Here is a 15,827-nt window from a genome sequence, read left to right as displayed (position 1 = left end):
CCTTTCAGCTTACTGACCGCCACCACAGACCTGAGTGTCCGTAATCTGCGACAGTTTGTCGGCAGCCATGTCCTCAACTACCGGACGGATGTCACGGCGCTCGCCATCGTAATAGACCTCAATGCCCACTTCTTTGAAGCCCATCAGCGGACGCATGCCGATACCACCGACCACGAGACGATTCACCCCGGCATTGGCAAGAAGCTGAACCGGAACCATGCAGCCACCCTGAAGATGCTCTTTGTTCGCGAGCAGGTTCACTTCTTTGATTTTTCCATCCTCAATATCAATGAGGGTGAAAACGTCGCAGTGTCCGAAGTGACCTGCACGTTGACCGTCAAGTCCACCTTCTCCATCCGAGGGTACCGCCAGTTTGTAACTTGCCATGTTTCTACTCCTTTTTTGTGTTAACAGTAAGGGCCTGCGCCCGTTTATATTTTTTGCCTGTACTGCAGCAGGAGATCTGCACAGTGAGTGCTTTCAATGAGAAAGTCAATTCTGCGAGATCTTTTTCTCCTGCTGCAGGAGAAAAGATCAGCGCAGATCAGCGATTCCCATGTTATTCATAGCCTTGCTTGCCAGCACCTTTTTCCAAATCTCCCGGACAGTCTTCGCGGCATCGCTCTCTGGAGCGAATTCAATAATATTCTCTGCGGCCACCATCGCCTTGACAAAGCTGGGATCAAAGGGGATACGCCCAACCAGCCCGAGCGACTGCTCCACAGCCCAGGCCTCTATTTTTTCAGTCATTTCCACATTGAGATCAAACTTGTTTACTGCCACCAGCCCCGGGACTCCAAAATGCTGACCCAGCTGGGCCACCCGCTGCATGTCGTGCAGACCGGAAACCGTCGGTTCAACGACAATCACCAGGGCCGCCGCACCGCCAACAGCAGCGATTACTGGACAGCCAACCCCTGGAGGGCCGTCAGTAAGCAGCAGATTGCGCCCTTCGGCTTCCGCCAGCTGGCGCCCCTCCTGGCGCACCAGACTGACCAGTTTACCGGAGTTTTCCTCAGCAATTCCGAGCCGGGCGTGAATCATCGGTCCAAAACGGGTTTCGGAGTGAAACCATTCTCCACACTGCTGTGTCGGAAAATCAATCGCCTCCTGCGGGCACATGTCAACACAGACTCCGCAACCCTCGCAGGCGATCGGGTCCACATGATAGTCTTCTGAAATCGCATCAAATTTACACACATCCAGGCAGACGCCGCAGGCCACGCAATCCTCATTGCGAATCTCAGCAATTCCACCACCCATGAAAGCATGAGATTCCACAACCTTCGGCTTCAGCAAAAGGTGCAGGTTGGCAGCGTCCACATCAGCGTCGCAGAGCACTCCATTCTCCATGAGGGAAGCGAATGCAGCCGCAATACTGGTTTTACCGGTGCCACCCTTGCCACTAATAATTACTATCTCCCGTATCATGCTTTTGCCTCCACGATCTCGGCTATACGCGTATAGAGCCGTTGAAATTTTTCCCGCCATTCCGGCGAAACATTGACAATTGACTCTCCACGGGAATAGGCCTCGGCAAAGCTGCGCTCAAAGGGAATCTTCATGAGGATCTCAAGTCCTTCACTCTCTGCATACTCCTGCACTGTGTTGTCACCGAGATCGGCCCGGTTGATGACCAGTCCGGCAGGAATACCGAGTACCTTGACTGCCTCAACCGCAAGCTGCAGATCGTGCAAACCAAACGGGGTCGGCTCAGTAACAAGCAGGACGAAATCGGCTCCACGCATCGCCGCAATCACCGGACAGGAGGTGCCCGGCGGGGCATCAATGAGAGTCAGCTCCGCCTCGTTCTCGTGGCGGCGCACGGCCTTAATCAACGGCGGGGACATCGCCTCGCCGATACGAATGCGGCCAGTGTGTATCGCATGTCCGTTCACCATCCCGGACTCAACAACACCGAGACTGCGACTGTCATCACCAATTGCCCCAAATTCACAAACGAGCTCGCATCCACCGCAGCTGTGGCAGAGCGCCGGAAAAACAAGCACTGTTTCCTTCACGAAGGCGAGAGCGGCAAAGCGGCAGATATCGACACACTTTCTGCACCCGGTACATTTCTCCTGGTCAACGACCGGAACAAAAGTAGTTATCTCGGTCTCTGTCAGCACCCCGGGATCGAGGAAAAGATGGAGATTAGGTTCCTCGACATCACAGTCGAGCATGTTGAAATCCTTTACCAGACCGCTGTCCTGCAGACTGAGGGCAAGGTTGGCAGCAACGGTTGTCTTCCCGGTGCCTCCCTTGCCACTGGCTATACTGATTATCATAAGGTCTCCGCTGAAAGTTAAAAGAGATTGGTAATGGAACGTAAAATTATCAAGAGACGAGCAACCTCGGCAGCATCAGGCTTCGGTTTTATCTGCATGAGAATCCCCAGTCCTTCGGTCTCCTCATGGAAATCCTCGGGAGAGTCCCCACTGACGAGAGCGCAGTTGGTCAGGGGAAATTTTCTGGTGAGGGTATGCGCAAATTCAAGACCACTGGCATCCTCCAGCTCTTCCCCAACACAGACGGCATCAAAGGTTTCCCCCTCGACCAGTCTCAGAGCCTCGGCAGCGGAAGTACAGGTCTGCACTTCAGCCTGATCGCCGAAAGCCGCAGCGAAGTCAGCAAAGGTATTGTTCTTCTCAACAAGCAGAATTTTCATGGTGTTCCTCTCATCCATTTTGAATTATTCAGAGTTTCTTTTTTACAATATCAGCTTCTCTGCGTCCCACGGGCAGGCCGCCTGCGCCCTTTTCCGACAGCAGCACTGCCGCAGACAACCGGGCATGGCAAAAGAACCGAGATCTTTCCCTGCCGCGAGACTTGCCAGCACAGGTTCCACTTCACCGGCGAGAAAGGGAATAAGCTCAATTCCCACCGCCTGTAAACGCTGCAGCCCACGCTCACAGAGAGCACCACAGAGGAGCAGCTCTATCCCCTCATCCCTGTGCAAACGCCCCACCGCTGCAAAGGGCGAGCCGCTGACGGCATACTCCGTACGGCGGACAATCTGTCCTTCGTCCAGCTCCACCAGCAGCAGCCGACGGGCACTGTCGAAGACGGGGGAGACACGGGTCTCCCAGATGGTGATGGCGAGTTTCATAACAGCTCCTTGATGGTTTATCTCTATGAAGCAAAGATCGTGCCAGTTTGAAAGCATTGGCTTTACAGGGAAAGAGAAGAGTCAGGGTCGCAAAAAAGAGACTGTATGAGACTGCAGGAGTCGCAGAAAGCGACTCAGGACAACAGAGACAGGTTCAACGGTTGCGGCCATCCTTTTCCGGCAGGATGATGCCATACTTCCTGATCTTGCGAAAAAGCGTGCTCTTGTGCACACCAAGTGCTCTGGCGGCGGCGAGGCGGTTCCAGCCATTCCTCTCCAGGGCCGTGACAATACTCTCCGCCTCGGAGTTGTGGACTGCGAAGCGGATACCGGAGGAGGCGGGGGCTGTGCTCTTCTCGCGAAGCTCCGGCGGCAAATGCGCCACATCAATCTCCTCCTCGCGGCAGAGGACAAAACCACGCTCAATGATGTTTTCCAGTTCACGGATATTTCCCGGGTAATCGTGGCCCAGCAATAATGACATCGCCTCCGGCGTGAGTCCCTTGATCTCCCGGTCAAGACGACTGTTCATGCGGTGAATAAAGCGTTCCACCAGCAGCGGAATATCTTCACGCCGATCACGCAGAGGCGGCAAAGTGAAACGGATGATGTTGATACGATAGAAGAGATCACGACGAAAGGTACCAGCGCTCACCATTGCCGCCAGATCACGGTTGGTGGCAGCGAGGATACGCACATCCATCGGGACCTGCTCCACCGCTCCGAGAGGCTGATACGCCTTCTCCTCAAGTACCCGCAGTAATTTTACCTGAAAAGCGGGGGAAGTCTCACCAAGCTCATCGAGCAGGACAGTTCCGCCACTGGCCGCAGCAAACAGTCCGGGTTTATCCTTTACCGCATCGGTGAAGGCACCGGCACGGTAACCAAACAATTCCGATTCCAGCAGGTTGTCCGGGAGGGCTCCGCAGTTGATTGCCATAAAGGGCTGCTTCGCACGTCTGGAAAGCTGATGCAGACTGCGGGCCAGCACCTCCTTGCCGACTCCCGTCTCCCCCTCTACAAGCACCGTACTCTCACTCTCCGCCACCTGCGGTAAGATGGCAAAGATACGCGCCATTGCCGGACTGTGGCTGACCATCTCTCCCACTCTGCCCACATCGCGCAGTTCACGGCGCAGCTCTTCAACAAGAGAATGATCACGGAAGGTCTCCACACCACCGATGACTCTGCCGCTGCTGTCCCGCAGCACCGCCGTACTTACGCCAATGGGCACCCGTTGCTGTTCGTTGTTAATGATCCAGGCCGAACTGGAGACAATAGAGTGACCATCCTCCATCGTCCTTTTAAGGGCGCAGTCCCCCTCACACATGGTAGAACGGAAAACCTCCCAGCAACAGCGGCCGAGAGCCTCGTCACGAGGAGTGCCGGTAATCTCCTCAGCGGCGCGGTTGAAGCTGGTGATGTGCCACTCGTGATCCACAGTGAACACCCCTTCCGAGATTGATTCGAGGATGAGATCGGTAGCGAGTTCTTTCTCACTTCGAGGATCATCCGAATGTATTTTGTTACCGTCGCTCAAGGGTCTCCATGACGTAAGGGAACATCGAATATGAATGAAAGACAAAGTTCTTCAAAATACCCGTACGGGTAAAGATTTTCAACGATGACTTTTGGGAACATCGAATAATCGCTTATCTTCTTTGTTACAGTCAAAATTTATCCCCGGGGGTACGCGTCAGACTCCGAGATCACAGTTATACCGGTGATGAACGGTAAGCCGGTATACGTACCTTCACGAAATTCTTTTCAAAAAAACACGGAAATAATTTCTAAGGTATTAACAGGCCTGCGGTAACATTCCTCCTGTGCCTCAAATATGAACGAAATGTGAGGTTTTTTAAGATACCTATATCTCTTTTGCAATGTTTCCAAAGATTTTTTTGGCAAATTACATCTACACCACCGCTGCGTTTCAGGGATGCCCGGGTATTGCAGGTCACGGAAAAACCCATTATAAAATCCAGCGTTTTCAGATTAACGGTATGGGCTTTTTTTTCACAGGACAAGAACAGCTCTGCAAACAAAGGTCAGGATATTAACGACTTCAAACAGGAAACGGGTGAATATGGGACTTTTTGTCTCCACAATTCACCCGCTTTACCATACCACTCAAGAAACATTTACTTTTCTTCTTTTATCCAAAGCTGGAAGAAATTTTACTTGATGAGGAATTCATCCATGGTTTTTCCCATGTCAAGCTGCTCTTTGAAAACATTGGGCTTCCGTCCCTGACCCGTCCAGGTAATACGCTCACCAGAGTCAGTCTGGATTTCATATTTAGGTGGACGCGGAGCACGTTTTCCTCTTCGCCCTTTCCCGGATGCTCCACGGGAGAGCTCATCAACGGAAATTTCGGAGCGGGCCATGATCTCTTTTATCGCCTCAATATCAGCGAGTTTCTCCTCGTTTTCCCTCTTTTTTTCCTCTATTTCCTTATATCGATCTGCAATAATGAGATCGAGTTTCTCTTTGATTTCCTCAAGCTGTTCAATATCGAGAGATTTAACAGCACTTTTCAGTCGACGGGCGTGGGTAATGATTTTTACAATTTCCTGCATTGAGTTTTCCTCTTTCTGAATGTTAAATTGTTTAAGTCACGCAAATTATATTTCCTTACAACTCTGCCCATAATATAAACAGATCAAAAAATTTCAAGATTATTTTTACAAAACCAAATTTTTTATACTTTTCAAACCAGTACGAAAGAGAGTTGTTACTGAATTTAAATAATAATTGCAATACTTTTTCCGGGGATAACGGCAATAAAAAACCCATTCTCTATTTTATATGTGCTTCGTTACCAGTTTACGTATCGATTTGCTCAAACGAGAATAACAGGATGTCGTTTTTTGATCCCGGTGTGAGGAGAAAATTCGCCTCAACTTTTCATGTCAACGTCTCTCTGCATCCCGTAATTATGCCGAAGAGTCGCTTTATTACTAAGACAATATCCTCTTTATTTCTTGCTCGGGTTTGACCACAAATCGTCAAAAAGACTGATGCGTTTCATCAAGGCAGCCAGGACTTAATTCAAGTGAGAAGTGCGACCTTTCCTCAAAAAGGTGCTCATGAATACACCCACTGCCCTCTCTCACTTTTTATAAAAGTAGAAATATCCAATTTTTTCGACCATAATCTGAGAAGATGTCCATTACCGTTTTTTCTGTTCCCATGACTTCAGATATTTTCTCGTGGGTCGCAACTTCTCCACCATTAGAGAGAATCATTGTGTGTATATGCTCTTTATTACAGAGTTCCGCCAGAATTCTCGGGCGATCCTGCGGGTTGACGGTTACCCCTCCCTGCTGTTTCCCTTTTAAGAAATCCTGTTTCAGCAAGATCTTTCAGCTGATATTTTTTCCCTTGAGTACGTTGATGCTACATGTTGCCGAGAGCTGTATACGCCGTCGCTGGTTTGTGTCTGACGATTGAACCCTGTTTCAGCGTACTCTCTTTTCAAACTGCTGCTGTCGCACGTATTGTACTCCTCCAGAGATATGGTTTGAAAAAGATGATTTTTATGTTTTGACTGAAATTCCAGCAAAAAGACCCGCAGAGAAACAGCACTGTTGAGAAATACGTTTCATTACGGCCGCAAATAAACGATATATGTACTTCTGATACATCGACATGATCCGGCACAATCCAGAGAGAGGAACAATCTCATACATTCCTGGTTATATTTCCACCACGGGAAAAACGGAGAGCAGCAAAAAGCAGCATGGAGAAAAGGTTGCCCACCCGCCCTCTCCTGCATATACTGCATAGAGTACAGGGACAGGAAAATTTCCGTGTTGTACTTCATTCCGAACTGCACGGAGGTCATCGTCGATCTTAATCCATTCATATAAACCCCTCAGCGGGGCCAGCAAATTTTCTCTGTGAAAAACGCCGATAAAAATATAAAGACAGCAGACGAAAGGATATCTTTTTCAAGCCTGCGCCATATCCTCGGCCCCATCTTCAAACGCTACCGCTTCCGTCTCGCCACCGGCTTTGCAGCACTGCTTCTTGTAGACATGATGCAGCTCTTCATCCCGAAAATAATGCAGCATGCCATTAACGGTATCAGTGATGGAACCATTACCGAGAGAGATCTTTTCCTCACCGGCACGCTGATTATCACCCTTGCCGTCGGTATCGTACTGTTCCGCTTTCTCTGGCGGATATTGATAGTCGGTTTTTCACGTCTGCTTGAACGCCGCCTGCGTGACGATATATTCAGCCATCTGCTGAAAATGGACATTGCCTTCTTCTCCCACTATTCCACCGGTGATCTGATGGCCCACTCAAGCAATGATCTCAACGCCGTACAGATGGCCTGCGGCATGGGCCTTGTGGCTGCGGTAGACTCCGTCGTCATGTCATTCGCCGCAATGGGTTTCATGGCCACCATTGATATAAAACTTACCTGTATCGCCCTGCTGCCCCTGCCGTTGCTGGCCATCGCCACCCGTTATCTCTCAGCACGCCTGCACCTCTATTTTTCCCGGGTACAGAAAAAATTTGCCGGACTGACAGAGTTTTCCCGTTCAACGTTACTCTCCATCGGCCTGATCAAGGCGTGGACAATGGAGAATTTTCAGACCCGCCATTTCAATCGCCTCGGGAAGAGCTATATGCACAGCAACATGGATGTTGCCCGTATCCAGGGGATAATTAATCCACTCTCCGCCCTGACCGGCAGTGTCGGCATGCTGCTGGTGCTCTATGTCGGCGGCCGCCTTGTTATCTCCGGCAGCATAACCATCGGCGGCTTCATCGCCTTTATTGCCTATCTTTACATGCTTATCTGGCCGATGATCGCCATCGGCTGGGTGACCAACCTTATACAGCGCGGCCTCACCTCGCTGGGACGGGTCGAGAAAATTCTGCAGAGCCGCCCTCAACTCCACGATCCTCCCATGCCTGCCGGAACTGTTCTGTACGGCAGGGAATTCCGCCTTGTCAACGCCTCTCTCACCCTCGGGGAGACACAGGTCCTTGATGCAGTCAGCCTTACTTTTGGCCTCGGCACCCACGGTATCACCGGGCGCACCGGCTCCGGCAAATCAACCCTCTGCCGCCTGCTCGCACGGCTCCATCCAGTAGAAAACGGCATGCTCCGCTTTGACGGCTTCGATGTCAATACCCTGCCCCTTACCACCGTACGGGAACAGATCGCCTGGGCAGGTCAGGAACCAGTGCTCTTCTCCGATACCATCCGCAACAACATTGCCTTCGGCCGCCCGGATGCCAGTTTTGAAGAGATCCGCCATGCCGCCAGCATGGCGGCGATGGACGATGAGATTCTCGCTCTTGCTTCCGGCTACGACACCCTGATCGGTGAACGCGGCATGAAACTCTCCGGCGGCCAGCGCCAGAGACTTTCCCTCGCCAGAGCCCTGCTCTGCAGGCGCCCGATACTGATTATCGACGACGGACTCTCCGCCATCGACACCGCTACCGAATATGAAATCTTCAGCCACCTCCGGCAGGGAGGCCACCGCATCATTATTTGTGTCTCCAACCGTATCAAAATGCTGTCGATGATGGATACGGTACATATTCTTGATAAAGGCCGCCTTGTTCACTCCGGCAGCCATAAGGAGATTCTTGCCACAAGCTCCTTTTACCGTGCCATGTACGACAAGCAGATGAGAGAAAACGCCGATGCGTAATTACGGCTACAGCGAAAAGGGACCCCACTCCTTCGGCGATCTTAACCTCTGGCGACGCATTGCGACCTATGCCTGGCCCTTTCGCGGGAAGTTTGCCGTTGCCCTGCTGCTTTCACTGCTCATCACCGCCGCCACTCTTGCTCAACCGCACCTGCTGCAGCTGGCCATTGACCACAGCATCACTGCGGGCGATATCCCGATGGCAAAACGCCTCACCCTGCTCAGCCAGGACACCGCACTCTACGGGCTGGTCATCCTCATTGCTTTCCTCTGCAGCTTCGTGCAGGTTCTCCTGCTGCAGTGGCTTGGCCAGACGATCATGTACAACCTGCGGCAGAATCTTTTCCGCCACCTGCTGGATCTCGATCTCAGGTTCTTCAATACCCATTCCACCGGACAACTGGTCACCCGGCTCACCAATGACGTCAACAACATGAACGAGATGTTCACCTCGGTGGCGGTAACTCTCTTCAATGACCTGCTGCGTCTCAGCGGAATCCTCATTCTTCTCTGTATGATGAACCTGCAGCTGGCCGGACTGATGATGCTCTTCATTCCGGCAGCACTGCTCATCACCGGCATCTTCGCTCACCTTCTCCGCGAGGCCTTCCGCAAAATCCGCAGCCAGCTCGGGAAGATCAACGGCTTCCTTTCGGAGACACTGGCGGGCATCAGCATCCTCCAGCTCTTCGTCCATGAGGAGTTGAGCCGACAGCGTTACGCACAACTCACCGGTGAATACCTTCACCGCACCGTTGCCCAGATCCGCCTGTTCGGTGCCTTCATGCCACTCACCGAACTGCTCAGCTCGTCAGCCGTTGCGGTCATCCTCTGGTATGGCGGCAGTGAGGTGCTGCGCAGAGAGCTCACCCTTGGAGAACTGGCAGCCTTCCTCAGTTACATGCGCCTCTTCTTCCAGCCACTGCGCGAGCTGGCCCAGAAATACTCCATTGTCCAGTCGGCCATGGCCTCGGCGGAACGCATTTTTGAGATGCTCAACCAGCAGACTTCCTGTCCCGCACCGACCCACCCTCTCCATATCAAAGCACCGCAAGGCGAAGTGGTGTTCGATCGAATAACCTTTGCCTATGAAGAGAAGGAACCCGTCCTCAAAAACGTCAGCCTCACCCTGCCTGCGGGAAAAACGGTGGCAGTGGTGGGAGCCACCGGTTCGGGAAAATCGACCCTTGTCAAGCTGCTGCTGCGGTTTTATGACCCTCAGGAGGGCTCGGTGCGTCTCGACGGCATTGACCTGCGACAGCTCGACCCGTCAGAGCTGCGCAACATTGCAGGGGTAATCTTTCAGGATATCTTCATCCTCGATGCTACCCTCCTCGCCAACATAGTTCTCGACAGGCCGACCAGTCGTGATGAAGTAGAAAAAATTCTCACAGAAACCGGCATGAACCGCTTCGTCTCCCGTCTGCCGAAGGGGCTGGACACCCGTATCGGTGATGGCGGGCTTGATCTCTCCACCGGCGAGAAACAGCTCCTCTCCTTCGCCAGGGTCCTCTGTCGCAAACCTCTGCTTCTGGTGCTTGACGAAGCCACGGCGGCGATAGATACGGAATCGGAAAATATCCTTGAAGAGGTGGTCGCCAAAAGTTTTTCCGGGCGAACTTCCCTGATCATTGCCCACCGCCTTGCCACCGTCCGTCGCGCCGACCTTATCATCGTAATGGCCGGGGGGCAGGTGGTTGAACAGGGCACGCACAGTGAACTGCTTGCCGCCGGTGGCCAGTACGCCAGACTGATAGAACTGGACCTGCGAACGGGATTTGAGGAGTGATACCATTCCTGTTAAGTTATACCCCGTTTTGTCTCCTGGCTACCTCCTGTTTATCCATTCATGGTTACAAACGACAAAAGGAACCACGAATAAACCACGGAAGACACGGAATATGAGAGCGTAAAAAGCTCAACCCCGACTTTCGGATACTCCCAAAGTTGATTGATAATCCTGGTACACTGTACGGCTTAACTCCGGATACAGACGTTTTCGTTTAATGCGTTGTCCCTGTTCGTGAAAATTCGTGTCCATTCGTCATCGCCAAAAAAGATGTCTACGCAGTCGCGTTCTCTGGTCAATATACAGTGTAAATGGTATGAAACATTGCGATTTCTGGCGGAAACAGTACCCTGTGCAGAGAAAATGACATCCTGGAGAAAGAAGAATTTTTACATGGGGAGGAACGAAAAAAGATGAAATTTCCCTGGTGGCTCAGCATCCTTATCGGTGCAGCGTTCTATGGTCTTTGCACATGGCTGCTGCCGAACATGGAAACACAAAACGCCGGTCTCAACAGATTTTTTGCGGCAGCCCCAGATCTCGCGCCTGTTCTCTCCATCCCCTTTTTACTCCTCGGAGCCAAGCTGCTTTACGACCTGCCCTCGGCGGATAGAAATGAGAAAGAAGATTCTGAGAAGGGGAAACCAAAATAATCTGTTCCATGGCAATGAAGAAAAAGAAGTATTTTCAGAGTTTCTGAAATTGTAAAAACACACCACCTCCTGTATAAAACGCGCACACCTTCATTTTCCCGCGCAGTTTCCATTAACATAGAGAAGACCATGACCTCACTCACCCGAAAATCCACTCCCGAAGAAGATCTGCAGATCCTCCGCAGCCGACTCATCAACGAAGCGAATAAACTGTTGACACTGGCCTCCAATGTTCTGAGCACCACTACCTCTCCCGAGAAACCCGAAGCGGCACCGGAGGTTAATGAATTAAAGTTCCACGAGTTCCGTATCTCCGCCCTCTCCTGGCTCAGCAGGGTTTTCGGGGATGACCATACCACGACATCTTCCTTCAAAAACGAAGTAACCCACGCCACAGCCAGTCGTACCAACCGGGGTGCGGGTATTATCGAAGCGGCAAAGCAGCAGCTGCAGGGGGATTGGCTGACCACTACCCGGGGCGGGATTACCCTCAGTCTTATCACCGCTTTCATGCGCCGGGCAAAGGCCCAGTTTGCCGAAGGCAACTGCCGGGCCGCAGTTATCTTCTGTGGTGGAGTGATAGACGAACTGCTGCGCCGGATGAGTATGAAGGAAGGAATCTCCCTCGTAAACGATGGTATAAGCGGCCGGGGTCACAGTAAGAAGCCTCTGCAGCTCACAGGGGATCTCTACAAGAAAAAGGTCTATGACCGCACCACTAACAAGCAGCTCACCCTGTGGATTGGACTCTTTAACGAGTGTATAAAGGATGACACTCCGGCACCGGAAAAGACCCTTGTCGCGAAAATGCTGTATGAAGTGGAAAAAATTCTCAACGACGCACAGCTCTGAGCATCTGCAACACGTCGGGAGAGAAAGGCGCAGGGTACAGCCTTTCTCTCGGCTCAGAGTTTCTTTACCACGCAAAAAGGGGTGACCACTGTTTCAGTGGCCACCCCTTTTTTTTTCAGATACTGCTTCTCCAGCAAGAGAACTTACAGGGCATTTTCTCCCTTTTCTCCGGTGCGTACCCGCACCACCTCTTCAAGGGGCAGGATAAAGATCTTGCCGTCGCCAATCTTCTCGGTATTGGCAGCCCCACGAATCACAGTAACCATCTGATCGACCTGCTCATCTGGTACAGCCAGCTCTATCTTGATCTTCGGATTAAAATCGATATTATACTCAGCACCGCGATACATCTCCTTGTGCCCCTTCTGCCGGCCATAGCCTTTCACTTCCGACACCGTCATGCCGGTAATCCCGGCGTCGGTGAGAGCGTCTTTCACCTGTTCCAGCTTGAAGGGTTTGATGATTGCCTCTATTTTTTTCATGTTCTGCTCCTTTCGGATCTTTTATTTATCGCCGGAAAATTCAGGATATGCTTCCAATCCACACTCAGCAATATCAACACCGCTGTACTCTTCTTCTTCACTCACCCGCAGCCCACCCATTGCAACTTTGATAATCAACCACATAATGAGACTGGTGATAAAGACCCAGGTAAAAATACAGACCACACCGGTCAACTGAGCGACAAAGGTTCCTGTGCTGAGCGGTACTGCCATAAGGCCAAAAATCCCACAAACTCCGTGAACTGAAAGTGCACCAACCGGGTCATCAAGTTTCAACTTGTCGATCGTAATAATGGACACGACCACAAGCAAACCGGCTACAGCCCCAATACCCGTTGCCAGAAGTGGCCCCGGAGCTGTCGGCTCGGCGGTAATTGCCACCAGACCGGCCAGCGCACCGTTCAGGGCCATGGTAAGGTCAGCCTTGCGGAACCAGAACTGAGAAAGCAGAAGAGCAGTGACCAGACCAGCCGCAGCTGCCCCGTTGGTATTGACGAAAGCCATGGCGACGGCATTGGCATCAGCGATGGTACTCACTTTCAATTGAGAACCGCCGTTAAATCCGAACCAGCCTACCCACAGGATAAGTGTGCCGAGGGCGGCAAGCGGCAGATTGGAGCCGGGGAAAGCCTTAATTTTCCCGTTTTTATATTTTCCTGTCCGGGGACCGAGCACCAGTACTCCTGCCAGCGCGGCTGCGGCACCACAAAGATGAACAACTCCGGATCCGGCAAAATCGACAAAACCAAGTGTATCAAGAAAACCTCCACCCCACTTCCAATATCCTTCTATCGGGTAGATAAAACCACTCAGAACGAGAGCGAAAGCAAGAAATGCCCACAGCTTCATCCTCTCTGCCACCGCACCGGATACGATCGACATGGCTGTAGCGACAAAACACACCTGGAAGAAGAAGTCCGCGAGGTGCGAATATGTAATGTCTCCACCGGCAGCCTGTACTGCTGCGGCAGTATGTTCCGGGCCGATAAGAAAAGAGAAGCCGGGCAGCACACCAGAACCGCCACCGTACATTATCTGGTAACCAAACAGCAGATACATAATGCAGGCCACGGAATAGAGGGCCACATTTTTAGTAAGAATAACTACCACATTTTTAGACCGGACGAGACCTGCCTCCAGCATGGTGAAACCGGCCGCCATCCACATAACCAGTGCACCTGACATGAGCAGATAAAACGTATCCAGTCCATACCCAAGTGAGATGATTGACGCGTGGGCATCAAATTCTTCAGCTCCCGCCGTCCCGGCCATTACCAGCAGGGCAAGGGTTGTTACCGCTCCAACAGTTCCTAATTTCCAGATTTGAGACTTCATTCATTCCTCCTGTAAGGTTGTTTCTGCAATCATGTATGCTACAGAAATTCAAGAATACTGCCAACATTTTAGCAAGAGTTATGCCATTTACAAATTTTATCTGAAAAAAAATTATATACCTGTTTTAACGTTTTTTTTATAATTCCAGAGGAAGGCTTGTTTTTAAAATATAATAACATATATGTATTACTGCTTCCATAAATGTTACCTTTTTGTACTTTTTAATATATCCTGTCTATCTTTCGCCTGAGAGTTTCTCTTTTTTCCAATGAGCACTGCAGGGAGCCTTCAGATCAATTGTCGATATATTCGAGAAGATACACTTCAATTTTGCCGTATCCGGTCGGTATGGGATCAGGCTCCTTCAACTCGTCAGTCCGCAGGGGTTCAAGATTCCCGGCAGGTCGGTTGGGGAGAACCAGCGGAATCTCCTGCGAGGATTCAACAGTATCGGCCTGCGACAGAGGAAATTCGGTTACTGGCGAATCATCCAGCGGGACCTGCAGATCGATCGTCGGGGTAAAGATCTTGTCATAGAGAAAATAGAGGCCGAGACAAAGAGCAAGGGCAATAAAACCACGCAGAGCGTGGGTCAGCCAGAGATCACTGCTGTGCTGATCATCCAGAGGAACAAAGGGTTCCTTATCCTTATCCTCTTCTGCCTCCGCTTTCTCCGTGGAAATCGCCTCCTCATCTTCCCATTGCCCGCCAACCGCTGACACAGCCTCGGCGGCGGCCACGGAAGAGGTCGATTCAATATGAGGAGCAGGCTGCTCTTCGGCAGGTGCCTGCGCAAAACTTTCCTGTTCCGACGCATCCTGGGGCGCTTCAGTACTCTCAGCCACATCCTGCTGAAAAGCAAGAGGTTCTGGAAATTCTCCCTGCAATGCACAGAAAGTGATAAATTCCGGTGTGAGCACGGCATTCTGTTCCGCAGCTTCAGACAGAACTGCAGTGCAGAGTTCATTGAGTCGGGCTGGCTGACCGCCTGAGTATGTGTGTAAAAGTGGGAAACAGCCCTCGGCAAAGACGGGTTCGTTGCAACCGGCAGCCTGAAGCCGATACTCGATATATTCGCGGGTCTCAATCTCATTCAATGGTTTCAGCTCGGCATGCCAGGCCATCTTCTGACGCAGAATACGATTATCGGGCTGGTCAAGGAGAGAAATCAGCGGGGAGCGGCCCACGAGCAGCAGATTGAGCAGACGACGGCCATCCTTCTCCAGCCCGATAAGAGTGCGCAGCTCTTCAAAAAACTCCTGACGTAACCCTTCCGCGTTATCAATGACCAGCAGAGCAATCCTGCCCTTTTCATGGACCTCTTTAAGCAGTTTGCTCAGCTCCATCATAAACTGCAGTCGCGTGAAGGCCTCTTTCTGCAGACCGAAACCGGAGAGGATACTGTTGTAGAACTCCACCATACCATTGGGTATATGGGAAATGCAGAGGGTTGTGGCCTCTTCCTGTACCTCGTCAAGCACCATTTGCAGTACGGTGGTCTTTCCCACCCCCTCTTCGCCGATGAGCATCTGAAAGCCGTTCTTCTCATAAATACCTTCGCAGAAGGCTTCGACAACCACCCTGCGGGACTCCCCATTCCACAAGAAATCACGGTTCGGCCGGGCCTCAAAGGCCTTCTCCTTGAGATTGAAATAACTGTCATACATGGCGGGTAGTCCTCGGCGACTTGAAGTGATTATTTTACGCACTGAAAATCTGTTAAAATTTCTTCTTTTTATACCAGAAAAGCGACGAAAAAAGCAAGATAAGCCTGATTTCTTCCCCTCTGTTTTCAGGAACCTGGTGCATCGAGTATCCCCAAATCATGGTGAAAATACTTGAGTTCAGAGAAACGCTCTGGTATTAGTGTGCGGTTATCCTTATACAGGGACGCTCAAAGGAATA

Annotated in this window: 15 protein-coding genes; 4 read left to right on the top strand and 11 right to left on the bottom strand. The window is 51.4% G+C overall.

What is annotated here, in order from left to right; genetic code table 11:
- Positions 1 to 9: 9 nt before the first annotated feature.
- The 8 genes from JWG39_RS05675 to JWG39_RS05640 form a co-directional block, all read right to left on the bottom strand.
- Positions 10 to 387, bottom strand: coding sequence for a NifB/NifX family molybdenum-iron cluster-binding protein (locus JWG39_RS05675; protein ID WP_205218413.1), 378 nt, complete (start codon positions 385 to 387; stop codon positions 10 to 12).
- A 147-nt stretch (positions 388 to 534) separates the two neighbouring features.
- Positions 535 to 1,428: a 4Fe-4S binding protein gene (locus JWG39_RS05670; protein ID WP_205218495.1), complete on the bottom strand. Its 894-nt coding sequence runs from the start codon at positions 1,426 to 1,428 to the stop codon at positions 535 to 537.
- A complete protein-coding gene (locus tag JWG39_RS05665) occupies positions 1,428 to 2,288 on the bottom strand; it encodes an ATP-binding protein (protein WP_205218412.1) in 861 nt (286 codons plus the stop codon). The genes JWG39_RS05670 and JWG39_RS05665 overlap by 1 nt, the downstream gene beginning before the upstream one ends.
- Positions 2,289 to 2,305: 17 nt before the next feature.
- Positions 2,306 to 2,668, bottom strand: a complete 363-nt coding sequence (locus JWG39_RS05660; protein ID WP_205218411.1) for a response regulator — start codon at positions 2,666 to 2,668, stop codon at positions 2,306 to 2,308.
- Between the two features lie 42 nt (positions 2,669 to 2,710).
- Positions 2,711 to 3,109 (bottom strand): NifB/NifX family molybdenum-iron cluster-binding protein, encoded by a 399-nt coding sequence (locus JWG39_RS05655; protein WP_205218410.1) that lies wholly within the window; start codon positions 3,107 to 3,109, stop codon positions 2,711 to 2,713.
- A gap of 154 nt (positions 3,110 to 3,263) precedes the next feature.
- Entirely contained in the window at positions 3,264 to 4,649 is a 1,386-nt protein-coding gene (locus JWG39_RS05650; protein WP_240192009.1) for a sigma-54 interaction domain-containing protein, read from the bottom strand.
- A 637-nt stretch (positions 4,650 to 5,286) separates the two neighbouring features.
- Positions 5,287 to 5,688, bottom strand: a complete 402-nt coding sequence (locus JWG39_RS05645) for an H-NS histone family protein (RefSeq protein ID WP_205218409.1) — start codon at positions 5,686 to 5,688, stop codon at positions 5,287 to 5,289.
- A gap of 540 nt (positions 5,689 to 6,228) precedes the next feature.
- On the bottom strand, positions 6,229 to 6,468 hold the full coding sequence (locus tag JWG39_RS05640) for a hypothetical protein (protein WP_205218408.1): 240 nt from the start codon (positions 6,466 to 6,468) through the stop codon (positions 6,229 to 6,231).
- A gap of 543 nt (positions 6,469 to 7,011) precedes the next feature.
- On the opposite strand from JWG39_RS05640, the gene JWG39_RS05635 reads away from it, so the two are divergent.
- The 4 genes from JWG39_RS05635 to JWG39_RS05620 all read left to right on the top strand — a co-directional run bounded on the left by JWG39_RS05635 (position 7,012) and on the right by JWG39_RS05620 (position 12,084).
- Positions 7,012 to 8,790, top strand: coding sequence for an ABC transporter ATP-binding protein (locus tag JWG39_RS05635; RefSeq protein WP_338032180.1), 1,779 nt, complete (start codon positions 7,012 to 7,014; stop codon positions 8,788 to 8,790).
- The gene (locus JWG39_RS05630) at positions 8,783 to 10,579 is read left to right on the top strand and encodes an ABC transporter ATP-binding protein (protein WP_205218407.1); all 1,797 of its coding nucleotides are present in this window, start codon (positions 8,783 to 8,785) and stop codon (positions 10,577 to 10,579) included. Before JWG39_RS05635 ends, JWG39_RS05630 begins: the two co-directional genes overlap by 8 nt.
- A gap of 413 nt (positions 10,580 to 10,992) precedes the next feature.
- Positions 10,993 to 11,232 (top strand): hypothetical protein, encoded by a 240-nt coding sequence (locus JWG39_RS05625; RefSeq protein WP_205218406.1) that lies wholly within the window; start codon positions 10,993 to 10,995, stop codon positions 11,230 to 11,232.
- A 129-nt stretch (positions 11,233 to 11,361) separates the two neighbouring features.
- A complete protein-coding gene (locus JWG39_RS05620; protein ID WP_205218405.1) occupies positions 11,362 to 12,084 on the top strand; it encodes a hypothetical protein in 723 nt (240 codons plus the stop codon).
- 143 nt (positions 12,085 to 12,227) lie between these two features.
- On the opposite strand, the gene JWG39_RS05615 is transcribed toward JWG39_RS05620, so the two are convergent.
- From JWG39_RS05615 to JWG39_RS05605, 3 genes are all read right to left on the bottom strand, one after another.
- A complete protein-coding gene (locus JWG39_RS05615) occupies positions 12,228 to 12,566 on the bottom strand; it encodes a P-II family nitrogen regulator (protein ID WP_205218404.1) in 339 nt (112 codons plus the stop codon).
- 21 nt (positions 12,567 to 12,587) lie between these two features.
- Positions 12,588 to 13,859, bottom strand: a complete 1,272-nt coding sequence (locus tag JWG39_RS05610; RefSeq protein WP_369130577.1) for an ammonium transporter — start codon at positions 13,857 to 13,859, stop codon at positions 12,588 to 12,590.
- Between the two features lie 356 nt (positions 13,860 to 14,215).
- Positions 14,216 to 15,589: an ExeA family protein gene (locus tag JWG39_RS05605; protein ID WP_205218402.1), complete on the bottom strand. Its 1,374-nt coding sequence runs from the start codon at positions 15,587 to 15,589 to the stop codon at positions 14,216 to 14,218.
- Positions 15,590 to 15,827 lie beyond the last annotated feature (238 nt).

Origin of the sequence: Desulforhopalus vacuolatus (assembly GCF_016918505.1) — a bacterium.
GTDB classification, from domain to species: domain Bacteria; phylum Desulfobacterota; class Desulfobulbia; order Desulfobulbales; family Desulfocapsaceae; genus Desulforhopalus; species Desulforhopalus vacuolatus.
Note: the sequence above shows the minus strand (reverse complement) of the source record. Positions and strands in the feature narration are given on the sequence as shown.